The following is a 21,751-nucleotide window of genomic DNA, read 5'->3' on the forward strand; positions in this document are numbered from 1 at the left end:
AGCGACCGGAAGCCTCATGACCGTGGCGCAGAAGCTGCTCCTGCCCGGCCTCCTGCTGCTGGCCCTCACCTGCCTGGCCGCGGCGCTTGCGACGGGCAGCGAATCCCTGCCGCTGGCGCGGATCGCGGAGATCCTGGCCGGCGGCGGCAGCGCCGGCGAACGCGACCTGGTGCTGCAGCTGCGCCTGCCCCGCGCGCTGTCCGCCTTCGCCGTCGGCGGGCTGCTGGCGCTGGCCGGCGTGCTGATGCAGGTGCTGCTGCGCAACCCCCTCGCGGATCCCTACATCCTCGGCACTTCCGGCGGCGCCGCGGTCGGGGCGCTGGCCGCCCTTTCCGTCGGGCTGGCGCCCTGGGCCGTGGACGCCGGCGCCTTCACCGGCGCCCTGGGCGCGATGCTGATCGTGTTTGTGGTGGCCCACGGCAGCGGCAGCTGGACCCCGGCCCGGCTGCTGCTCACCGGCGTGGTCCTGGCTTCGGGGCTCTCGGCGGTGATCGGCCTGCTGCTCACGCTGTCGCCGGAACAGGGCATCCACGGCATGCTGTTCTGGCTGATGGGCGACTTCTCTTTCGCCCACGCGCCGGCACCCCTGCTGGTGGTTCTCGCGGTCGGCACCGCGCTGTCCCTGGCCGCCGCCCGGGAACTGAACGTGCTCGCGCGGGGCGAGACCATGGCCGCCATCCTGGGGCAGCGGGTCGCACTGGTACAGGCTGCGATCTTCGTCGGCGCGGCCCTGCTGACCGGCGTCGCCGTCACTGCGGCGGGGACCATCGGCTTCGTCGGCCTCGTCGTGCCGCACATGATCCGCCTGGTGACCGGCAGCGAACACCGCCGCGTGATACCGGCAGCCGCCGTCGCCGGCGGCTGCCTGCTGGTGGTGGCCGACACGCTGGCGCGCACGGCCATGGCGCCCCGTCAGCTGCCGGTGGGCACGCTCACGGCCCTGCTGGGCGTGCCCCTGTTCCTGGCGCTCATGTGGCGCCAGCGGCGCTAGGGTCCCGGCCGGCGGCCGCGCCGCCGGGAAACACCACCATGTGGTCGGTCTCGATGCGGATGCCGATCATCTCGCCGACCGCATGGTCATGATGGCTCGGCACGGCGGAGAGTAATCGGCTGCCGTCGGCCGTACTCAGTTCGTAGAGGAACTGGGGGCCGCGAAAGCGCCGGCTCACGACTCGGGCCTTCAGCGCGCTCTCGTCGTCGTGCACGACATCGTCCGGCCGCAGCAGGAGCTCGACCTCGGTGCCAACAGGCAGCGCTTCGGTCATGCGCCCGGTCGCGGTCGCCACCGGGGTCTCCACGGTGTGCGGTCCGCGCACCACGCCGGGCAGCCAGACGCCCTGGCCGACGAACCCGGCCACGAACCGGTCCGCCGGCCGGTGATAGATATTGTAGGCCGTATCCCACTGCAGCAGCCGCCCGGCAGTGAGCACGCCGACGTCGTCGGCCACGGAGAAGGCATCCTGATGGTCGTGGGTGACGATGAGCGCCGTCGTTCCGACGGACTTCAGGATGTCGCGCACCTCGGCGGCGAGGCGCTCGCGAAGGCCGGCGTCCAGGTTGGAGAAGGGCTCGTCCATCAGCAACAGGCCGGGCTCCGGTGCCAGCGCCCGCGCCAGGGCGACCCGCTGCTGCTGGCCGCCGGAGAGCTCGTGGGGATAACGGCCCTCCAGCCCCGGCAGCCCGACCAGCTGGAGCATCTCGCGCACCCGGTCCTGCTGGCGGGAGCCGCTGCGCGCGGCGAGTCCGAAGGCCACGTTGCCGGCGACGTCCAGGTGCGGCATCAGGGCGTAGTCCTGGAACACCATGCCGATGCGCCGGCGCTCCGGCGGCACGTGCACGCCCGGCCCCGACAGCTCGCGCCCGTCTGCCCTGATGCGCCCGCCGGCGGGACGCTCGAAGCCGGCGATGCAGCGCAGCACGGTGGTCTTGCCACAGCCGGACGGCCCGAGCAGACAGCCGATGCGGCCGCGCTCGAGCACGAGGTCGACGCCCTCCAGTACGGGCTGGTCGCCGTAGGCATGGCTCAGTTGTTCGATCGTGAGCATTCAGCCGCTCCGACGGTTCAGCAGCAGCACGGGGATCAGGCCGACCAGCACGATGGACAGGGCGGAGACCGAGGCGCGTTCCCAGTGCCCCTCCGAGGTGAGCTGAAACACGCGGACGCTGAGGGTATCCCAGCCGAACGGGCGGGTCATCAGCGTGATCGGCAGCTCCTTCATGACGTCGACGAAAACGAGCAGGGCGGCGGTGGCGATGCCGGTGCCGAGGATCGGCACATGCACCCGACCGAGGAGCCTCAGCCCGGCCACCCCCATGCCCCGGGCCGCGTCATCGAGGCTGGGGCGTATGCGCTGCATGGCGCTCTCCACCGGCCCGTGGCCCACGGCCAGGAAGCGGGCGGCGTAGGCGAGCAGCATGGTCACCACCGTGCCGGTCAGCACCACCGGGGCGACGCCGGCGCCGAGCAGCGCGCGGGCCGCGGCGGTGATGCCCTCGCCGAGTCCGACGATGGCCACGAAGAACCCGACGGCCAGGACCGCGCCCGGGATGGCATAACCCAGGGTGGCGGCCCGCGCGAAGCCGGCGGCGAGCGGCCCCGGCCGCAGGCGCACGGCGTAGGCGAGCAACAGCGCGAGGATGACGATCACGATGGCCGCCGCCAGACCCAGGAAGACGCTGCGCCCGGCGAAGGCGAGATAGCGGGGATCGAACTCGGCGGCGAAGGTCTGCACCGTCCACGCCACGAGCTGGAGCACCGGCAGCGCAAACGCCACCAGGAAGACCAGGCTGCAGTAGCCGGTGGCCAGCCGGGCGGCGCCGGGCGCGAGATGCAGCCGGCGGCGGCCGCCGCCGCTGCCCACCGCCTCGAAGCGGGCGCGGCCGCGGAAGCGGCGCTCGGTGACCACCGCCACCGCCACCAGCAGCACGAGCACGCTGGCGAGCTGCAGCGCCGCGTCCAGCGAGAAGAGGGAGAACCAGGCCTGGTAGATGGCCGTGGTGAAGGTGTCGTAGTTGAACACGCTCACCGTGCCGAAATCCGCCAGGGTCTCCATGGCCACGAGCGCCACGCCGGCGGCGATCCAGGGCCGCGCCATCGGCAGTGCGACCCGCCGGAAACCCTGGGCCGGCGTCATCCCCACCGACTGGGCCACCTCCAGCCCGCGCACCCCCTGGGTGGCGAAGGCATGGCGGGCGATCAGGTAAACATAGGGGAACAGGGCGAGCGTCAGCGTCAGGATACTGGCTGCGCGGGCGCCCAGCCCGGGCAGCCCTGCCCCGTCGCCGAAGGCGCCGCGCAGCGCGGTCTGCACGGTGCCCGTGTATTCGAACAGGCCGGCGAGAGCGAAGGCGAGCACGTAGCCGGGCACGGCCAGCGGCAGCAGCAGCGCCCAGTTGAAAAAGCGCCGCCCCGGGAACTCGCAGGCGGCGGTCAGCCAGGCCAGGCTGGCACCGATGACTGCGGTGAGCGCGGAGACGGCGAGCACGAGCCAGAGCGTGTTCACCAGCACCCGGGGCAGCACGTGCTCGGCCAGGTGGGCCCAGACCGCCTGATCGGGCGAGAACAGCGACGCGACGGCGACGGCCAGCGGCGTCGCCGTCATCACCGCGATGAGGCCGGCGACGACGATCCAGGCGCGGCCGCCCGCGGCCGGCCGCCGGTCAGCGCTCAACGATAGCCGGCCCGGTCCATCAGCTTGACCGCGGCCGTCTGCAGCTCGCCGGCCCGGGCCACCGGCATGTCGCTCGCCTCGAACTCGCCCCAGGCGGCGACCAGCGGATCGGCGGACACGGCAGGGTTGGCGGGGAACTCCAGATTCAGGCCCGCGAACATCTCCTGCGCCGCCGGGGAAGACAGCCACTCGAGCAGGGCGACGGCCGCGGCCGCGCGTGGCGCATGCTTCGTCACGCCACCCCCGGAGACGTTGATGTGCACGCCGCCGGTCTCGCCGGAGGGCCAGTGCAGCGCCATTGCCAGGTCCGTGCCGCGCTCCTTCTGCAGCCGGCCGAAGTAGTAGCTGTTGACGACGCCCACGTCGCACTGCCCGGCCAGGATGGCCTCCATCAGCTTGGTGTCGTTGGAGAAGACGTCCGCGGCCAGGTTGTCCACCCAGCCGCGCACGATCTCCTCGGTGCGCTCTTCGCCGTAGCGGGCGATGAGCATGGCAACCAGCGACTGGTTATAGACCTTCTTCGACGTGCGCAGGCAGAGCCGGCCCTGCCACTCGTCGTCGGCGAGGTCGGCATAACCCGCCAGGGACTGCGGGTCCACCCGCTCGGTGGAATAGACGATGGTGCGTGCGCGGACCGAGAGCGCGAACCAGCGGTTCTGCGGGTCCTGCAGGTGATCCGGAACGTTCTGCTCGAGGACCTGCGATTCGACCGGGCGCAGCACGCCCTGCTCGGCCGCGTACCAGAGGTTGCCCGCGTCCACCGTCAGCAGCATGTCCGCGTCGGTATTCTCGCCCTCCGCCAGCAGCCGCTGGATGAGCGGCTGTTCCTTGTCGGTGGTGTAGGCGACCTCCACACCGGTCTCCTCCGTGTAACGGTCGAAGATGGGCTTGATGAGGTGCTCGGCCCGCGCCGAGTAGACCACCACCCTGTCCGCCGCGGCGGACGCCGGGCCCGCCGCCTCATCCGGCGCGGCCGAGTCCGGCTCGCCGCCGCCGCAGGCCGCCGCCAGCGCGGCGCCGGTGAGAACCCATGCGGTGGTCCTGAGCCGTTTCGTGAATTTCATGAAATCACTCCGTTCCTTGTCCCGAGTTCGATCCCGGGGTTGATACCCGATTGCCGGCGACGATATCGACAATGACAATTGATAATGGTTCTCATTATCACAGACAGCGGGCTCCGGGTCACGGGCCGGCCGGCGGAGGCCGTGCTCAGCCCGACGCGGCCACCCGGTCGCGGCCGGCGGACTTGGCCTCGTAGAGCGCAACGTCGGCCCGCGCGAGCAGGCTCTCTGCCAGGGTCTTGAGATCCTCGTCCGCCCGCGAGGGGGTCACCGTGGCGAGCCCCGCGGAGATGGTCAGCTCGAGCTCCGTGCCGTCGGCGAGTGCGACGGGTCGCTCGGCCACCGCGGCGCGCAGGCGCTCCGCCAGGCTGAGCCCGGCCACGGCATCGGTGTCCGGCAGCAGCAGCACGAACTCCTCGCCGCCGTAGCGGGCAGCGACGTCGCTCGCCCTGATGCGGGACTCGATTCGCTGGGCCACCTCGGCCAGCACGAGGTCGCCGGCCAGGTGACCGTGATTGTCGTTCACCCGCTTGAAGTGATCGATGTCGGCCAGCAGCAGCGTGAGCGGCGAGCCGTCCCGGCGGGACCGCGCCAGCTCCTCGCGCAGCCGGGTCTGCAGATAGCGCCGGTTGTGCCAGCCGGTCAGCACGTCCGTGATGCCGCTGCGCAGCAACCGGGCCCGGTTCACCGCGTTCTCCAGCGCGAACGAGGCGATGACGCCGAGATGGCCCAGGAATTCCGTGCCGTGGCTGCGGGTGTAGCGGCCGGGATCTGCGCTGCCGAAATTCAGGCTGCCCATCAGCCGGCCCTGCCGCTCCAGCGGGATCAGCGCGATGCTGGCAGGCACCGTGCCGCGGCCGAAGATGAGCTGATGGTCGGCCGCGCTGTAGGGGCCGAGCCAGGGGCCGCGCAGCGTCGTGTAATGGGGCGCGATGCCGGTGAGCGCGTCCACCAGCGCCACGTCCGGCAGCTCCTCCGGGCTGGTACCCGCCGCGATCAGCAGATGGCGCACCTCGTGATCGGGGTCGCACAGCAGCACCGAGACGTGGGGCAGGTCGAAGCTCTCCCGCAGCCCACGGGTGAGACGCCGGAACAGCTCCGGCAGGTTTTCCGCATTCAGCAGCGCGAGCTCCCGCTCCCGTGAGCGGCGCAATATCGCCTCGTTGTTGGCCGCCTCCTCGGTCAGCAGGGCCAGCTGGCCGCGCAGGCGGCGGAGCTCATCCTCCGGGCTGCTCACCGTTACCTCCATCGGGTGTCGCGCGGCTGGCGAGGTACTCGCGGCCCCGGCGCATCAGGCGGACGAATCCCGCCTCGTCGCCGGAGCGCACCAGCTCGCGGATACGCTCCGCCGACTGGCACAGCGCGTCCAGCGGCTCGAGCCCGAACTCGTTCAGGCGCTGGATCTCGAAATAGAGATTGGGGTTCTCCTCAGCCACCCGGCCCGAGACGTCGAGCTGGGCGTCGAAAGTGGTACTGGACATGGTCGAGAGCCGCGGCGCCGCCTCGCCGCTCTCCGCCAGCGCGGTGAAGAACGCGATGTTCAGCGCGTGGGACAGGCCCAGCACGTAGGCGATGAGCCGGTCGTGGTCCTCCAGGTCCATGTCGATGCGCTCGGCCATGGTGGCGGCGAACAGCTCCCGGGCCTCGGCCGTGGCCTCCGCCACGCCGACGTCGCAGAAGATCACGTGGCGCCCGGAGAGCAGGCGGGTATCCGGTCCGAACATGGGATGCAGGGAGGTGACGCGGCAGCCGGCCCGCGCCAGCGCCTGCAGCGGCTCTTTCAGCGGGCTCTTCAGCGAGCCGACGTCGAAGATCAGCCCACGGGGTTTCAGCCCGGCCAGGCTCGCCAGGATATCCGCGCTGCGCGCGAGCGGCGCCGCCACCACGATGATGTCGTAGTCCGTGCCGGCCTCGCGCCAGTCCGCGTAGTAGTCCACGGGCAGATCGGTGGGGCCCGGGTCGGCGATGGTGACGTCGAAGCCCTGGGAGGCGAAGAAACCGACGAGCCAACCGCCCATCTTGCCCGAGCCGCCGATTACCAGCACCCGGCGGCCGTCGCCGCGGCCCTCCGCGGTGACCCGTGCCTGCTCCTGGTGGGTGAGCGACGAACGGATCAGCAGGGTCAGCAGCGACTCCGCCAGGGCCGGGTCCACACCCATCTCCTCGGCCTGCCGGCGGCCCAGGTCGATCACTTCCTTCTCGCGCCTGAAGTCGCGCGTGGCGCGACCGGTGGTCATCTTGCTCCGGCCGATCTCGTCGACGATGCGCTGCCTCTCCGCGACCCGCTCGATCAATTCCCGGTCCACGGCGGAGAGCCGCGCACGCAATTCGTCAAGATCCATTGTCTGCCCGCAGTCTGCAAGAACCCCGCCTTTGTACTAAGCCGGGCAGCGGCGGGCAACAAAAAAAGGCCCGCGCGTGGCGGGCCGAGGCGGTGCAGCAGCAGTTACCGATGCAACCGGTGCGGCGGCGGGCGGGTCAGTCCCGGCCGCGGCCGCGCCGGCGATGGTCGTTGTCGTGGCCACGTCCGCGACGATGCTCGTCGCTGTGGCCGCGGCGTCGCTCGTGCTTCTTGTCGCGGCGATTCTCGTGGCGGTCGTGATGACGGTCGCGCCGACGGTCGTCCCAGCCGCGGCGGTCCCGGTAGTCCCGGTAGTCCCGGTAGTAGCGACGGTCACTGGGGTCACGATAGTCGCCGTAGTGGCGGTAGTAGCGCCGGTACCAGTCCCGGTAGTGGCGACGGTCGCGCGCCCAGCGGCGCTTGCGGTGATCGTAATAGCGGTCGTAGTAGTACTGACGCCGCAGGTCGCGATACCAGCGGCGGCCATCCCGGGGGTCGTAGCCGAAGAAAAACCCGTCCCGGTCCCGGTAGAAGAAACCGAAGTCGCTCGTGCGATGGACCGGCAACCGGTCGTGCGCGGCGCCGTACGGCTTGTCGATCTGCCAGGCCGCATCGGTCGCCGTGCCGGGCTGCGTAAGGTCTGCGGCACCGGCCGGCACCGCGAGCACGAGGCCCGCGGCGAGCGCCGCGACGCCTGCGAAACGGGTATGGATCCTGCTTTCCATGATGCGCCTCCTTTGCGGCGGGTTCGGGCACAGTTTCGGCCAGGCGGCATGAACGGGCCCTGAACGCGGTGCCTCCGCCGGCCGGTGGCGGCTGCACCGGTATCGTGCGACCATTCGGTCATCCCCGTTTTCCAATTCCCTGCGATCAGTACATCGGGAGAAAAGGCGATGAAGACCCGCGCAGCCGTGGCCTGGGAAGCCGGCAAACCCCTGGAGATCGAGACCATCGACCTGGCCGGCCCGAAGGAAGGCGAGGTACTGCTGAGGAACGTGGCCACCGGGGTCTGCCACACGGACGCCTATACGCTGTCGGGCGCCGACCCGGAGGGCCTCTTCCCCGCCATCCTCGGCCACGAGGGCGGCGCCGTCGTGGAGGAGATCGGTCCCGGCGTGACCAGCGTCAAACCGGGCGACCACGTCATCCCCCTGTACACGCCGGAGTGCGGCGAGTGCAGCTTCTGCACCTCGGGCAAGACCAACCTCTGCCAGGCCATCCGCACCACCCAGGGCCAGGGCCTGATGCCCGACGGCACGTCGCGCTTCTCGAAGGACGGTACGACGATCTTCCACTACATGGGCACCTCGACGTTCAGCGAATACACCGTGCTGCCGGAGATCGCCGTGGCGAAGATCAGTCCCGAGGCACCGCTGGAGAAGGTGTGCCTGCTCGGCTGCGGCATCACCACGGGCGTCGGCGCCGTTCTGAATACGGCGAAGGTGGAGCCGGGCGCCACGGTGGCGGTGTTCGGGCTCGGCGGGGTCGGCCTGTCGGTGATCCAGGGAGCGGTCATGGCCCGGGCGGGCCGCATCGTCGCCATCGACGTGAACCCGGACAAATTCGAGCTCGCCCGCCAGCTCGGCGCCACCGACACCGTGAACCCGAAGGACTACGACGCGCCCATCCAGGAAGTGATCGTGGAGCTGACCGACGGCGGCGTGGACTATTCCTTCGAGTGCGTCGGCAACGTGCAGCTCATGCGCGCGGCGCTGGAGTGCTGCCACAAGGGTTGGGGCGAGTCGGTGATCGTCGGCGTCGCCGGCGCCGGCGAGGAGATATCCACCCGGCCCTTCCAGTTGGTGACGGGCCGCGTCTGGCGCGGCACGGCCTTCGGCGGCACCAAGGGGCGCAGCCAGCTGCCCGGCATGGTGGAGCAGTATCTGCACGGCGAGATCCGGGTGGACGAGTTCATCACCCACACGATGCCGCTGGAGGACATCAATCAGGCCTTCGACCTGATGCACGAGGGCAAGAGCATCCGCGCGGTCATCCACTTCTGACCGGCCGCCGCATGTCGGAAGTCGCGGTCGCCACCACCTCGCCCCTCGCCGCCGAGGCGGCGCTGGCGGTCATCGAGGACGGCGGCAACGCCGTCGATGCGGCAGTCGCCGCATCGATGGCATCCACCAATACCCAGCCCGGCGTCTGTGCGCTGGCCGGCGGCGGCTACGCCGTGGTCTGGCCGCCGGACGACGATCCGGTCACCATCGACGGCTATGTCGAGATGCCCGGCCGCGGCCTGGACGCCGACGCCATCGGCCGGGGCGGCATCCGGGTGGGCATGGACTACGGCGGCGGGCTCGAGACCGTCATCGGCCCGGGCTCGGTGGCGGTGCCGGGCACACCGGCCGCCCTGGCCGAGGCCTCCCGGCGCTACGGCCGGCTGCCCTGGGCGGCGCTGATGGAGCCGAGCATCCGCGCGGCGCGGGAAGGCTTCCCGCTCGCCTCGGCCTGCCATCATTACCTGGAATACTCCGGCGACGTCGTCTTCAGCCGCTCGCCCGACTCCCGAGCGGCCATCCACGACGCCGAAGGTCGGCTGCTCGCGCCGGGCGACACCGTGCGCGTGCCCCATCTCGCCGACAGCCTCGAGCTGATCGCCCGCGACGGGGTGCGGGCGTTCTACGAGGGCGAGCTCGCACAAGCCATCGTCCAGCATGTGCGCGCGGGCGAGGGTGCGCTGACGCTGGCGGACATGGCCGCCTACCGTCCCATCCTGCGGCCGGCGCTCACCATCCGCACCGGCGGCTGGGATATCGCCACCAATCCGCCGCCCGCCATCGGCGGCGCGGTGCTCGGCGCCATGCTGGAGCAACTCGACCACGAGACGCTGGAGGGCTGGACGGAGGAGACCGTCGCCCGCCTGATCGCGGCAATGTATGGCGCGCTCACCTGGCGCCGCGAGCGCCTGGACCTGGCCGACGATCCGGCAGCCGAGGGCGAGGCGCTGCTGGCCGCCGCGCGGCGGGGCGAGCTGGGCCGGTTGCCGGCGTTGCGGGAGTCGGGCTCCACCGTGCACACCTCGGCGGTCGACGCGCAGGGGCTTGCCTGCGCCATCACCGTCTCATCGGGCTACGGTTCCGGGGAGATGCCGCCCGGTACCGGACTGTGGTTGAACAACTGCCTCGGCGAGATCGAGCTGAACCGGCGCGGCCTCGTGTGCGGGCCGCCGGGCACCCGGCTGCCCTCCAACATGGCGCCGACCACCGCCCGCAGCGACGGCCGCGTGCTGGCCATCGGCACGCCCGGCGCGGGTCGCATCACGACCGCACTGTGCCAGGTACTCGTCAACTACTTCCGGCTCGGCATGGCACTGGATGCCGCGGTCGCGCATCCGCGGTTGCACGTGGAGATCCGCGACGACGGCGACCGGGTGGCCTGCGAGCCCGGCCTGCCGATGCCCGACGGCGGTCTGCCCGTGCGCACCTTCGAAAAACTCAGCATGTACTTCGGCGGCGTCGGCGCAGTGCTGCACGACGAGCGCCGCGGCTTCGAGATCGCCGCGGATCCGCGGCGGGCGGGCGGCGTGTGCCTCGGGCGCACCGCGCCCGCTGCCACGCCCCCTGCCACGAACTCTGGCCCCGCCGCAGGCGATGACGCAGAATAGCGCCCCGCCATGACCGCGACAGACACCACATTCCTGACGGCGGAGGGCCTGCTGCCCACACCGCTGCCCGACGACCCGATGCCGGTGGCCGCCGCCTGGCTGGCGGAAGCCACCGAACGGGCGCTGCAGCCGAACCCGAACGCACTCGTGATCACCACCGTCGGACGCGAGACCCAGCCCACGGCCAGGGTCGTGCTCTGCAAGGAGTTCGTGGCGGATCCGGGCTATCTCGTCTTCTATACCAACTACCAGTCCCGCAAGGCCCGCGAGATCGCCGCGAACTCGCGCGTGGGCGCTCTGTTCCACTGGGACGGACTGGGGCGGCAGGTGCGCATCGAGGGCGTGGCCATACGATCGCCGGCGGAAGAGAGCGATGCCTATTTCGCCGGCCGCCCCCGCGGCAGCCAGCTCGGCGCCTGGGCCAGCGACCAGAGCGAGCCCGTGGCCTCTCGCGAGGCACTGCTGGAGCAGCTGCACGCGCGGGCCGGGGAACTCGGCGTCTCCGTGCCGCCGGGCGACGAGCCCGGCATCCCGCGGCCGGCTCACTGGGGCGGCTTCCGGCTGTGGGCGTCGCGGGTGGAGCTGTGGACCGAGGGCGCCTCGCGCATCCACGACCGCGCGTTCTGGGAGCGCCGGCTGACCCGGGATTCAGAGCACAGCTTCCAGACCGGCGACTGGCAGTCCACGAGGCTGCAGCCGTGACCGCCTGGCTCGAGAACCGTGACATCACCTGCCCCTGGTGCTGGGAGACCATCAGCGTGGAGCTCGACCTGTCCGCCGGCGGCCAGGGCTACGTGGAAGATTGCCAGGTCTGCTGTCAGCCGATCGAGATCGCCTTCGAAGTCGATGACGGGGAACTCAGCGACGTCCGTGCCGAGCGATCGTCTTAGGCGGACCCTGCTGCCGCTGCTCGCCGGCATGGCGGCCGCAGTGCCGGCTGCAGCGGTGGAACTGGGCGTCAGCGAGGGCACCAACATCGCGGTGACCGCATCCGCCGACGGCCACGCCCTGGTTTTCGACCTCTACGACCGGCTCTGGCGCCTGGACCGCCGCGGCGGCGTGGCCGAGCCGTTGACCGGCCCCGAGCTGGCACTGCGCCGCCCGGACATGCGCGACGATGGCACCATCGTCGCGGAGGGCGACGACGGCACCGCGCGCAAACTGTGGCTGGTGGGACCCGACGGCTCGGCCCGGCCGCTGACCGACGGCGAGGGCCGGGACACGGCGCCGCGCTGGTATCCGGACGGCCGGCGCGTGATCTTCAGCTCTGACCGGGCCGGTTCCGCAGACCTGTACGCGGTCGACGTCACCGACGATACGGTCAGCACGCTGACCCGCACGCCAGGCACCGACGAGCTGGACCCGGCCGTCTCCGCAAGCGGTCGCCTGACGGCCTGGATCACCCGCACCGCCGGTCGCTGGGAACTCTGGCTGCGCGACGGCGCGGCCGCGCCCCGTCTCGTTCACTCGGCAGGGCACCGATTGTCCGCGCCGTCGATCCGGCCCGACGACAGCGTCATCGTCCTGGTGGAGGAGCCGCCGGAGGGCGTACAGCTCACCGCCGTGATCCTGTCCGATCCCGCCGTGGCGAAGGCGCTGGCACGGGACGAGGACTTCTTTCGCCGTCCGGTGGAGTGGCTCGGCAGGAACCGGCTCGCTTACACGGCGGACGGCCGCGTCCGCACCCGCATATTCGGCGAGCTGCGCGCAACGGAGGTGGCCTGGACGGCCTGGATATCGCCGGCCGGGCCGCCCGGCATCCAGTCGGCTCTGGACGGCGCCACGCCGCTCCTGCATCACGGGCGCTACGTCATACGGGCCGGCCGGGTGTTCGACGGCAGCGTCCCGGCCTACCTGGAAGGCATCGACGTGGTGGTCGAGGACGACCGCATCGTCGAGGTGGGCGAGCGGCGTCAGCGCGACGGCGTGGACGTACTCGAATTCCCGGATGCCGTCCTGATGCCGGGCCTGCTGCAGCTCGGGCTACCCGACGGCGTCCGCGCCGAAGACGGCCCGCCGCTGCTCGGCTGCGGCATCACGACCGTGGTCGAGCTGCCGTCCCCGGCGGCAAATCCCTCCTCGCCCCCGGACGGGTGGAATTCGGGCGCGGTGCCGGGACCGGCGCTCGTTTCCGGACAGTCACCCGACGGCGGACTGGTGGACGTGCGCGGCATCCGGGACCGGGCCCGGCGGCTGGAGCGCATCCGCGAGGCGCGGACAGCCGGCGCCACGGTGATCACCGATCGCCTGTATCCGGACCTGGAAGCCGGCGCTTCGCTGCTGGGCGCCGGCAGCGAGCTGCCCACCTCCCCCGCCGGCCGGCGCTATGAAGACGTGCGCCGGCTGCTGGCCGCCAGCGGCGCCACACGGATCGCCGAGCGCCCCGCCAACCCGGGCCCGTGCAGCGTCCAGGAACAACTCCGGCGCCTGCAGCGGCAGGGAGCCAGCGCCTACGAGGCCCTGCGCCGCTACACCGCCGAGGCCGCCCGCCTGGTGGGCCTGGAGGACAGCCGCGGCCACCTCGAGCCGGGGCACCGGGCCGACATGCTCCTGGTCGCGGGCGATCCGTTAAGAGAGGCGGCCGATGCCGCCGACGTGCGCGCCATCGTCGCCGGTGGCCGTTTCTTCACGCCGGCCGGCCTGACCGCCGCGCCAACCCCCGCCGCCCCCGCGGAAGTGTCGGATAATTTGACAAAATCAGGCGATTCTGGGGAAATGTCGCCGATGAGCGACAGTTTTGACATAACGAAATCCGGCGGCGGGAGCTGGCATTACCCCCCGGTCCCGCGCTAAGCGCCCGTTTTTGCTGGCCGTCACCGGAAACGACGGCTCCGGGACCGCCCGCCGACACGTCGGTTTTCTTTACGAAACCGCCTCGCCGGTGGCTGTTGTTTGTCAACAACGGATAACAATTTGCTGAAAGGAAAAGAAAAATCGACGGCTGGCACAGCCCTTGCTTTAGCAATCCCTGCCCAAGCGAAAAGGTAACTGATTCGGGAGGTCAAACGAGAACCCTACCAACCAGGATTCACAAGCCAGAAGACAAGTCACAACAACAAGAAGAACGAGAACAAGAACAACACGCAAAAAAACAACAACCAGAAGAAGAAACGCTTGTCTGGCCCGAAGAATCAGCCTACCTGAAAACAATAAGAAGAAGTCCTGTTGACCCCGTTAGCTCTTGCTGCGGGGTTTTTCTTTTCCGGGCATGATGGGCGGCCACGGACGCCGAGCCTCCCGCTGCCCATGCCCATGCCGATGCCGATGCCGATGCCGATGCCGATGCCCAAGGCCCGATCCACCGTCTTCCGAAAAATGCGCATCGCGCTCCTGCTCTACGTATTGCTGTTCGTCGCGGCGGGTGCGTGGATCAGCCGTGCGGCCACGACCGACTGGGACGACACCCTGTACGTGAACCTCTATCCGGTGAACGGGGACGGCAGCGCCGCGGCGGCCGCCTGGATCGAGCGGCTGGACGAGAGCGATTTCGAGCCAATCGAACGTTACCTCCAGTCCGAGACCGAGCGCTACGGCAGGCGGCCGGCGAAGGCCCTCGACATCACCCTGGGCCCGACGATGGACGAGGGGCCTCCGCGACCGTCGGAGGACGCCAACATGCTGCAGATCGCGGCCTGGAGCCTGCACCTTCGGTGGTGGGCATGGCGGGCGACCCGGGACGACGGCGTGCCCGAACCCGACATCAAGCTCTTCGTACAGTACTTCGCCCCGGACGACGAGGTGGTGCTCGACGCCTCGCTGGGGCTCGAGAAAGGACTGGTGGGCGTCATCAACGCGTTCGCCAGCCGGTCGATGCGGGGCGCAAACCGGGTGGTCATCACTCACGAGTTGCTGCACACCCTCGGCGCCACCGACAAGTATGACCCGGCCACGTCGCTGCCCCTGGTGCCGGCGGGCCTGGCCGACCCCGAGCGCGTGCCGCTCTACCCCCAGCGCCGCGCGGAGATCATGGCCGGACGGATCGCGATCTCTGCCACCGAAGCACATATCCCCGGGAACCTGGGAAGCACGACCATCGGCCCGCTCACGGCGGCGGAGATCGGGCTCATCCGCTGAGTCGCAGGTTATCGTCGCGGGTTATGATGATCGCCCATGGAGCCGAGCCGCACATCGGAGCCGATCTGCCCCCTGACTGCGGGCGGGCTCGACGTATCGGTACCCGGCCGGATGCTGGTGCAGGCCCTGGATCTCCGTGTGGGCCCGGGCGAGTTTGTCGCCGTGCTCGGCTGCAACGGCAGCGGCAAGACGATGACGCTCGAGACCCTCGCCGGGCTGCGCCCGCCCCGGGGCGGAGACATCCGCTACTTCGGCCGGCCCGCTGCCGACTGGCGCCGACCCGACCTGGCCCGCCGACTCGCGCTCCTGCCCCAGGACCAGGAGGACCTGTTCCCGAGCACCGTGCTCGAGGAGGCGCTGATCGGCCGGCATCCCCACATCGGCCGCTGGCGTTGGGAGAGCGAGGCGGACCGGCAGATCGCGCTGACGGAGCTGGAACGGGTCGGCCTTGCGGGACTCGCCGACCGGGGCACCACCACCCTGTCGGGCGGTGAGCGCCGCCGGCTCGCCATCGCACAGACCCTGAGCCAGCGGCCCGAGTTGTTCCTGCTGGACGAGCCCACCAACCATCTCGACCCCCAGCATCAGCTGCTGACGCTCGGCATGATCCGCGAGCGGGTCGCCGCCGGCGCGACCGCCATCGTCAGCCTGCACGACGTCAACCTGGCGGCCCGTTATGCCGATCGCTGCCTGCTGCTGGACGGCGACGGCGGCTGGGAGCTGGGGGATACGGAGGCTGTGCTGAATGCCGACAGCCTCAGCCGGCTCTACCGCACGCCGATGGCCGCGGTGGACTGGCGCGGCGGGCGCCTGTTCGTTCCGGACGGCTCAGCCGGCCCCGCCGCCCGGCCCTGACGGCCAGTCCAGCATCCCCTGCAGCACGGGATGCAGGGCCGGATTGGCGGCCAGCACGGTGGTGGTGGCGAGCCCCGGCGATACCCCGGCCAGGTCCGTGAAGATACCACCCGCCTCGCGCACGATGACCGCCAGCGCCGCGATATCGAGAATGTTCACGTCGGACTCGACCACGGCATCGATGCGCCCGGAAGCGAGCAGGTGATAGTGGTAGAAGTCGCCGTAACCGCGGATGCGGTCCGCCCTTGCAACCACCTCGCCCCAGGCGGGCCAGCGCTCGCTCAGCGCCAGGCTGCGCAGATTGCCACCCGACACCGCGGCGTCCTCCAGCGCAGCGACACTGCTGACGCGGACGGGCGTGCCGTCCAGCCAGGCGCCCTGCCCCCGCTCCGCCCAGGCCAATTCGCCGAATGCCGGCGCGCTGGAGACGCCGAGGACGAGTTCGCCGGCTTCCATCAGCGCGATCTGCGTGGAGAAGAAGGGATAACGGCGGACGAAACTCTTGGTGCCGTCGATGGGATCCACGAGCCAAAGGAAAGGCGAGTCGCGCTCGGCGCGACCGGTCTCCTCGCCGTAGAAGCCGTGGTCCGGATAGCGCTCCGCGATGATGCGGCGGATAGTGCGCTCGGCCTCGACGTCGGCGTCGGTCACCGGCGAGAGGTCGGACTTCGAGCGCACCTCGATGTCCTCACCGATATGTTCGTAGTAATGGCGAATCACGTCGGCCGCCGCTCGGGCGGCGGCGAGCGCCGTCTCCAGTCTTTCCGAATGTGCCATCGCCAGGCCCGTCTCCGCGACGGGCGAATTCTACTTCATTGCGGCAGGCCTGTTGCCGCGGCCATTGCGGCAAGCACGTAGCCGCGTCGCCTTGACACCCCATGCACGGCCTCCGAGAATCGACCGCGAACACCAGGTGAGTCTGCAGCGATGCCGCAGACGAACGGGAAGCCGGTGGTGCCGCCCTGATGCGAGCGGCCGATTCCGGCGCTGCCCCCGCAACGGTGATCGAGTGAAGGACGAAGCGTCGGGCCGGTTCCCGGCTCCGAAGCCACTGTGAGACGACTCACGGGAAGGTGCTCCGTCCAGGGCCATGACGGCCCGCTCGTCAGCCCGGAGACCGGCCTGGTGTCATGGTGGCGGCGCGGAGGGCGCAGGCCGGACCGATGTAACCCATCGACCCGAGTCTCTCCCTTCCCGACCGCGGAATACGAACGAAGACGTGCGGCGGGCACGCGGGGGACAGCAATGAACGGAACCACTCGGACGGTCACGCGACTGGGCGCGGCCATGGCGGCGATCGTGGTCGCGACGCTGGCGGCGGCGAGCGCGGCGCAGGCACAGTCGCCCGGCTGGTCGGATCCGACCAGCCGGGCGAACCCGCCGGGTTCGCGGGCAGGTCTCGACACACTGATCGTCACCGCGACGCGCACGCCGATCCCCGCTTCCGAGTCCCTGGTGCCGGTCACCGTGATCACCCGCGAGCAGATCGCGCGCTCCCTGGCCACGGACGTGCTGGACCTGCTGCGTTTCGAGGCCGGCCTCGACGTGGCCCGCACCGGCGGGCCCGGCCAGGCGGCTGCGGTGTTCGTGCGCGGCTCCGAGAGCAACCACGCGCTGGTGCTGATCGACGGCGTGCGCATCAACCCGGGCACGATCGGTGCCGCGCCTTTGCAGAATCTGGCGCCCTCGGTGATCCAGCGCATCGAGATCGTGAAGGGCGTACGCTCGTCGCTGTACGGCACGGACGCGATCGGCGGCGTCATCAACATCATCACCCGCGGCGGCCGCGAACGCAGCGAGACGGCCGTGCGCAGCGGCAGCTTCGACACCCGCCAGATACAGACGTCGCTGGGCCGCCGCGCCGGCGCCGTCGACCTGGGCCTGAACCTGGACTGGTCGGAGACGGACGGCTTCCCCACCTATCGGGACGACGACAGCGACCGCGGCTACGACAACTTCTCCGCCAACGCCCACGCCGGCATGTCCTTCGGTCCGGCCGCAGTCACCCTGCGTCACTGGCATGCCACCGGCACCACGGAGTACTCCGACTTCTTCCGCATCCCGGTCGACCAGGACTACCTGAACGCCGTCTCCGCGCTGGAAGTGGCCACACCGATCGGCGGATTCGGGGACACACGGATGATCCTGAGCCACCTGCGCGACGAGATCGAGCAGAACCAGGTGCCCGATTTCGTCGAATCGGAACGCAGCACGCTGGACCTGCAGCACACCTTCCCGGCGTGGCGCGGTCACACGCTGATGGCCGGCGCCTACCTGGTGGAGGAGGACGCGAGCGCGCTGTCCTTCGGGCTGGGCTTCGACGAGGACACGAGCGTGCGCGCCCTGTTCCTGCAGGATCTGATCCGGCGGGGCAACCACGAGGTCCAGCTTGCCGCCCGCTACACCGATCACAGCGACTTCGGCAGCCAGTCCACCTGGAATGCGGAATACGGCTACCGCATCACCCCGCGCTGGCGGGTGTCGGCCGGCATCGGCACCGCCTACCGGGCACCGGACGCCACCGACCGCTTCGGCTTCGGCGGCAATCCGGACCTGGAACCGGAGACCGCCCGCGAGGCCCAGCTGGTGCTGCGCTACTCGCCCGCACCGGACTCGCAGGTCAGCGTGGAGCTCTATCACAAGGACATCGACGACCTGATCGAGTTCGACCTGGCCGCCTTCCGCCTGCGCAACATCGATACCGCGGAGATCCGCGGCCTGCAGGTCTCCTGGGACAGGCGCTGGGAGGAGTGGGAGATGCGCATCTCCGCGGTGCGCCAGCAGGCCCGCGACGGCGCCACCGACGACCGGCTGTTGCGCCGCGCCGAGAAGAGCGTGAGCCTGACGGCGAGCCGCAACATCGGCCGGCATACCCTGGGGCTGTCCCTGGTGGCGAACGGCGACCGGGCCGGCGTGGCTGGCGAGACCATGGGCGGCTATCTGCTGACAAACGTGAACGCGCGCTTCCGGCTGAGCGAATCCTGGCATCTCACCGGCCGCATCGAGAACCTGCTGGACCGGGACTACGAGACGGCGGCGGGCTTCAACATGGCAGGTCGCAGCGGTTATCTGGAACTGGGCTACGTCTGGCGCTGACGCGCCGGCCACTGACAAGGAGTCGACATGGGCAATCGCCTGACCAAGATCTATACGCGCACCGGCGACGACGGCACCACCGGCCTCGGCGACGGCAGCCGCACGGCCAAGGACTCGCGGCGGGTCGAGGCCTACGGCACGGTGGACGAGGCCAACAGCTGCATCGGCATGGTGCTGGCGACGGCCGCGGTGCCGGACGACGTCCGCGACTGCCTGGAGCGCGTGCAGCACGAACTCTTCGACCTGGGCGGCGAACTCTGCATCCCCGGCCATCTGGCCATCACGCCGGACTACGTCACCCGGCTGGAGCAGGCCCTGGACGGCTATAACGAGGGCCTGCCGGCGCTGAAGGATTTCATCCTGCCCGGCGGCGGGCCGGGTGCGGCCGCCTGTCACCTCGCGCGCACGGTCTGCCGGCGTGCCGAGCGCCGGGTCAGCACGCTCGGCCGGGAAGAGGCCATCAACCCGGATTCGCTGCGCTATCTCAATCGCCTGTCGGACCTGCTGTTCGTGATCGCGCGCATCCTCGCCCGCGCGGAGGACGGCACCGAGGTGCTGTGGAAGAGCGGGCGCAGCGGGGGCGCAGCCTGACCCGGATGCGAGGCTGACGCGCCCGGTCAGGGCGCCGCTGCGGGGAGCCCCCGGCGGGATTCCCGGATGGCGGCGCAGATATCCGCGGCGCCCTGCACCAGCCGCGGCGACGGCCGGGCCAGCGTATCCGGCGGGACGGTGCGCAGGTTGCCCGCCCGCACCGCGGCGAGGGACTGCCACGCCCGCCAGCGCTCCAGCACACCGGCCTCTCCCGCCGGCGCGAGGATCACCTCCGGGTCCCGGGACAGCACCGACTCCACGGTGACGACCGGGGCGAGTTCGTTCAGATCCGAGAAGACGTTATGCCCCCCGCACAGGCGGATGAGTTCGCTGATGTAGTGGCCGCCATTCACCGTGTAGAGGGGCCGGCTCGCCACCTGGTAGAAGACCCTGAGCGGCCGTGCGTCAGCGTGACCGGACACCGCGGCCTCGAGCTCCTGCAGGAATCTCGCGGCCGCCCGTTCCGCCGTCGCCGCCGTGCCCAGCCGCTCGCCGATGCGCCGGATGGCGGCGGCCACGTCTGCCACGCTGCGGGTGCGGACCACCATCACGGTGTAGCCGAGTCCTCGCAGCCGGTCGGTCAGCGCCTCCGGCGTACCGCCGTCCCAGGCCAGGACGAGATCCGGATCGATCACCGCGATGCGCTCCATGTCCACGCGGAACGCATCGCCGATGCGCGGCAGCGCGGCCGCGGCGGGCGGATAGTCGGTGTAGGCGGTGACTGCCGCCAGGCGCTCCCCGGCGCCGGCGGCGAATACCAGCTCGGCCAGGTGCGGCGCCAGCGTGACCACCCGCGACGGCGGGCCGGCCAGCGCTTCATCCGCACCCCCGGCAGAATGCGCGGCGGCGCCGACGGAGGCGGCGAGCAGTATCAGCGCCAGGCGGATCAAATGGCGGCGCCGGCCAGAGTGAGAGCCGCGATGGCCACCAGCCAGAAGACCAGCGTGCGGAACACCAGCGTCTTGGCGGCGCGGGCACCGCGGATCTGACGATCCTGGTCGCTTTCGCCCTCCACCGGCGCGAGCGCCATGGCGCCGAGACCCACGCGGGCGAGCAGGCGTTCGTTGCCGAGCCCGAGTGTGACCCGCTCTATGCCGAGGCCCGACCATGCCTGGCGGGCGGTGTCGAAGCTGCCGGTGAGCGCGTAGCCGAGCGCCGTCAGCCGGGCGGGCAGCCAGGCGAGAGCCGCATGCACCTGCTCGGTCGCCTCGCGGGCGGCGGCGGCAGCGGCCTGGTCGGCCCGGGTCGCCTCGTCGGAAGCGGCTTGCGCCCCCGCCACTGCAAGCCGCTCCGCCTGGAATACGGCCCGGCGCCGCAGCAGATCCGCCACCCGGAAGAGCCAGGCACCCACCGGGCCGAGCACGACGAACCAGAACAGCACGGAGAACATCCGGTTGTTCGCCTGCACACACACGGCCTCCTGCACGGCGAAACCGCTGGAGACGTCTTCCCCGACAACCCGGTGTTCGACCAGCGCGCGGGCCAGCCTGCGCGCCTCCTCGTCGTTACCGGCCCGGATGGCGTTGCACCAGCGGTCGACCTCCTCGCCGATGTCCTGGGGTCCGAGGGAGAAGAACAGCACGACCACGGACAGGGCCAGATAAGGCAGTCCGAGCAGCACATCGCCGAGGCCGATGCGCAGTGCGATGATCGGCGAAGCCACCAGCAGGACCGTTGCGGCCACGCCGAGCAGCTTCGGTATGGCGTCGAAGCGCTGCGCCAGGCGCAGCCCGAAATCGAACAGCCCGTCCAGCCAGCGCAGCTCGCGCAGATGGAACAGCTGGGTCGCCAGCCGCTCGAGGACGATGGCGATGAACAGGGCGATCAGCTTCATGGGCAACCAGCCGGGCGGCTACGGGAAGAGCCCTAGCTTATGTCCCGCCCGAGCAGCGCATCAAGCCGGCGCCATTCGAAGGCCGCGCCGGGGTCGGTTTTGCGGCCCGGCGCGATGTCGGAATGGCCGAGGATATCGGCCCCGGCCAGGCTCGGATAGGCCCGGCGCAGCGAGCGGATCAGGTCCGCCAGCGACTCGTACTGGCGATCGTCGTAGGCGAGGTCGTCGAGCCCCTCGAGCTCGATGCCCACGGAGAAGTCGTTGCAGCGCTCGCGTCCGCACCAGGAGGAGGCACCCGCATGCCAGGCCCGCCGCCGGAACGGCACGAACTGTACGAGGCTGCCGTCGCGCCGGATCAGCGTGTGGGCCGAGACCTCCATGCCGGCGATCTCCGCAAAATAGGGATGGGCGTGCGTAGCCAGCCGGTTGGCGAAGAAGTCCTCGATGTGCGGCCCGCCGAATTCGCCCGGCGGCAGGCTGATGCCGTGGATCACGATCAGTTCGAGCTCGCAGCCCGCGGGGCGCTCGTCCTGATTCGGCGACGGGCACTGGCGGGCCGGGGCCACCAGGCCGGTGGCCGGATCGGTGAGGAAGCGGGGCTCCGGGGTCGCAGTCATC

21 protein-coding genes and 1 riboswitch are annotated in these 21,751 nt (G+C 70.7%); of the genes, 10 read left to right on the forward strand and 11 right to left on the reverse strand.

The features are described 5' to 3' along the window. Positions 1 to 16 precede the first annotated feature (16 nt). Entirely contained in the window at positions 17 to 991 is a 975-nt protein-coding gene (locus ACJMKX_RS03245; RefSeq protein WP_405220949.1) for a FecCD family ABC transporter permease, read from the forward strand. Here the strand turns inward: ACJMKX_RS03245 and ACJMKX_RS03250 are convergent. From ACJMKX_RS03250 to ACJMKX_RS03275, 6 genes are all read right to left on the reverse strand, one after another. Then, positions 969 to 2,045 carry an ABC transporter ATP-binding protein gene (locus tag ACJMKX_RS03250; RefSeq protein ID WP_405220952.1) on the reverse strand — a complete coding sequence of 359 codons (1,077 nt, stop codon included), beginning with the start codon at positions 2,043 to 2,045 and terminating at the stop codon, positions 969 to 971. The genes ACJMKX_RS03245 and ACJMKX_RS03250 overlap by 23 nt on opposite strands. After that, positions 2,046 to 3,671 carry an ABC transporter permease gene (locus tag ACJMKX_RS03255; RefSeq protein ID WP_405220955.1) on the reverse strand — a complete coding sequence of 542 codons (1,626 nt, stop codon included), beginning with the start codon at positions 3,669 to 3,671 and terminating at the stop codon, positions 2,046 to 2,048. Beyond that, positions 3,668 to 4,735 carry an extracellular solute-binding protein gene (locus ACJMKX_RS03260; protein WP_405220958.1) on the reverse strand — a complete coding sequence of 356 codons (1,068 nt, stop codon included), beginning with the start codon at positions 4,733 to 4,735 and terminating at the stop codon, positions 3,668 to 3,670. The genes ACJMKX_RS03255 and ACJMKX_RS03260 overlap by 4 nt, the downstream gene beginning before the upstream one ends. A 145-nt stretch (positions 4,736 to 4,880) precedes the next feature. Next, on the reverse strand, positions 4,881 to 5,969 hold the full coding sequence (locus tag ACJMKX_RS03265) for a GGDEF domain-containing protein (protein WP_405220961.1): 1,089 nt from the start codon (positions 5,967 to 5,969) through the stop codon (positions 4,881 to 4,883). Beyond that, on the reverse strand, positions 5,950 to 7,074 hold the full coding sequence (locus ACJMKX_RS03270; RefSeq protein ID WP_405220964.1) for a prephenate dehydrogenase/arogenate dehydrogenase family protein: 1,125 nt from the start codon (positions 7,072 to 7,074) through the stop codon (positions 5,950 to 5,952). The genes ACJMKX_RS03265 and ACJMKX_RS03270 overlap by 20 nt, the downstream gene beginning before the upstream one ends. A gap of 136 nt (positions 7,075 to 7,210) precedes the next feature. After that, positions 7,211 to 7,798, reverse strand: a complete 588-nt coding sequence (locus ACJMKX_RS03275; RefSeq protein WP_405220967.1) for a hypothetical protein — start codon at positions 7,796 to 7,798, stop codon at positions 7,211 to 7,213. Positions 7,799 to 7,966: 168 nt separating this feature from the next. Between ACJMKX_RS03275 and ACJMKX_RS03280 the strand changes: the two genes are divergently transcribed. Genes ACJMKX_RS03280 through ACJMKX_RS03300 form a run of 5 tightly spaced genes read left to right on the forward strand, consistent with a single transcriptional unit; the run spans position 7,967 to position 13,476 of the window. Next, positions 7,967 to 9,076, forward strand: a complete 1,110-nt coding sequence (locus ACJMKX_RS03280; RefSeq protein WP_405220970.1) for an S-(hydroxymethyl)glutathione dehydrogenase/class III alcohol dehydrogenase — start codon at positions 7,967 to 7,969, stop codon at positions 9,074 to 9,076. An 11-nt stretch (positions 9,077 to 9,087) separates the two neighbouring features. Next, positions 9,088 to 10,683 carry a gamma-glutamyltransferase family protein gene (locus ACJMKX_RS03285; protein WP_405220973.1) on the forward strand — a complete coding sequence of 532 codons (1,596 nt, stop codon included), beginning with the start codon at positions 9,088 to 9,090 and terminating at the stop codon, positions 10,681 to 10,683. Between the two features lie 9 nt (positions 10,684 to 10,692). Beyond that, a complete protein-coding gene (gene pdxH / locus ACJMKX_RS03290) occupies positions 10,693 to 11,385 on the forward strand; it encodes a pyridoxamine 5'-phosphate oxidase (protein ID WP_405220975.1) in 693 nt (230 codons plus the stop codon). Continuing rightward, on the forward strand, positions 11,382 to 11,573 hold the full coding sequence (locus ACJMKX_RS03295) for a CPXCG motif-containing cysteine-rich protein (protein WP_405220977.1): 192 nt from the start codon (positions 11,382 to 11,384) through the stop codon (positions 11,571 to 11,573). Before pdxH ends, ACJMKX_RS03295 begins: the two co-directional genes overlap by 4 nt. Continuing rightward, positions 11,554 to 13,476 carry an amidohydrolase family protein gene (locus ACJMKX_RS03300; RefSeq protein ID WP_405220979.1) on the forward strand — a complete coding sequence of 641 codons (1,923 nt, stop codon included), beginning with the start codon at positions 11,554 to 11,556 and terminating at the stop codon, positions 13,474 to 13,476. The genes ACJMKX_RS03295 and ACJMKX_RS03300 overlap by 20 nt, the downstream gene beginning before the upstream one ends. A gap of 338 nt (positions 13,477 to 13,814) precedes the next feature. Here ACJMKX_RS03300 and ACJMKX_RS03305 read toward each other — a convergent pair whose 3' ends face one another. Beyond that, positions 13,815 to 13,973 (reverse strand): hypothetical protein, encoded by a 159-nt coding sequence (locus tag ACJMKX_RS03305; protein WP_405220981.1) that lies wholly within the window; start codon positions 13,971 to 13,973, stop codon positions 13,815 to 13,817. A gap of 25 nt (positions 13,974 to 13,998) precedes the next feature. Here ACJMKX_RS03305 and ACJMKX_RS03310 point away from each other — a divergent pair, with 25 nt between their 5' ends. Together ACJMKX_RS03310 and ACJMKX_RS03315 are read left to right on the forward strand one after the other, a co-directional pair. Next, on the forward strand, positions 13,999 to 14,757 hold the full coding sequence (locus tag ACJMKX_RS03310; RefSeq protein WP_405220984.1) for a hypothetical protein: 759 nt from the start codon (positions 13,999 to 14,001) through the stop codon (positions 14,755 to 14,757). 36 nt (positions 14,758 to 14,793) lie between these two features. Then, positions 14,794 to 15,612 (forward strand): ABC transporter ATP-binding protein, encoded by an 819-nt coding sequence (locus tag ACJMKX_RS03315; protein ID WP_405220987.1) that lies wholly within the window; start codon positions 14,794 to 14,796, stop codon positions 15,610 to 15,612. On the opposite strand, the gene ACJMKX_RS03320 is transcribed toward ACJMKX_RS03315, so the two are convergent. Next, positions 15,586 to 16,389: an inositol monophosphatase family protein gene (locus tag ACJMKX_RS03320; RefSeq protein ID WP_405220990.1), complete on the reverse strand. Its 804-nt coding sequence runs from the start codon at positions 16,387 to 16,389 to the stop codon at positions 15,586 to 15,588. The genes ACJMKX_RS03315 and ACJMKX_RS03320 overlap by 27 nt on opposite strands. A gap of 117 nt (positions 16,390 to 16,506) precedes the next feature. Continuing rightward, positions 16,507 to 16,752, forward strand: a riboswitch (cobalamin riboswitch). Between the two features lie 105 nt (positions 16,753 to 16,857). Between ACJMKX_RS03320 and ACJMKX_RS03325 the strand changes: the two genes are divergently transcribed. Next, positions 16,858 to 18,708 carry a TonB-dependent receptor domain-containing protein gene (locus tag ACJMKX_RS03325; RefSeq protein ID WP_405220993.1) on the forward strand — a complete coding sequence of 617 codons (1,851 nt, stop codon included), beginning with the start codon at positions 16,858 to 16,860 and terminating at the stop codon, positions 18,706 to 18,708. 27 nt (positions 18,709 to 18,735) lie between these two features. Further along, positions 18,736 to 19,299, forward strand: coding sequence for a cob(I)yrinic acid a,c-diamide adenosyltransferase (locus tag ACJMKX_RS03330; protein WP_405220996.1), 564 nt, complete (start codon positions 18,736 to 18,738; stop codon positions 19,297 to 19,299). A 26-nt stretch (positions 19,300 to 19,325) separates the two neighbouring features. Here ACJMKX_RS03330 and ACJMKX_RS03335 read toward each other — a convergent pair whose 3' ends face one another. From ACJMKX_RS03335 to ampD, 3 genes are read right to left on the reverse strand one after another with little or no spacing between them, the layout of a single operon-like run. Beyond that, positions 19,326 to 20,189, reverse strand: a complete 864-nt coding sequence (locus ACJMKX_RS03335) for a cobalamin-binding protein (protein ID WP_405220999.1) — start codon at positions 20,187 to 20,189, stop codon at positions 19,326 to 19,328. Continuing rightward, entirely contained in the window at positions 20,186 to 21,133 is a 948-nt protein-coding gene (ampE, locus tag ACJMKX_RS03340) for a regulatory signaling modulator protein AmpE (RefSeq protein WP_405221002.1), read from the reverse strand. Before ampE ends, ACJMKX_RS03335 begins: the two co-directional genes overlap by 4 nt. A 32-nt stretch (positions 21,134 to 21,165) precedes the next feature. Beyond that, on the reverse strand, positions 21,166 to 21,750 hold the full coding sequence (gene ampD, locus ACJMKX_RS03345; protein ID WP_405221005.1) for a 1,6-anhydro-N-acetylmuramyl-L-alanine amidase AmpD: 585 nt from the start codon (positions 21,748 to 21,750) through the stop codon (positions 21,166 to 21,168). Between the last annotated feature and the right edge of the window lies 1 nt (position 21,751).

This window comes from Lentisalinibacter sediminis, assembly GCF_040706615.1.
Lineage (GTDB): Bacteria > Pseudomonadota > Gammaproteobacteria > Steroidobacterales > Woeseiaceae > Lentisalinibacter > Lentisalinibacter sediminis.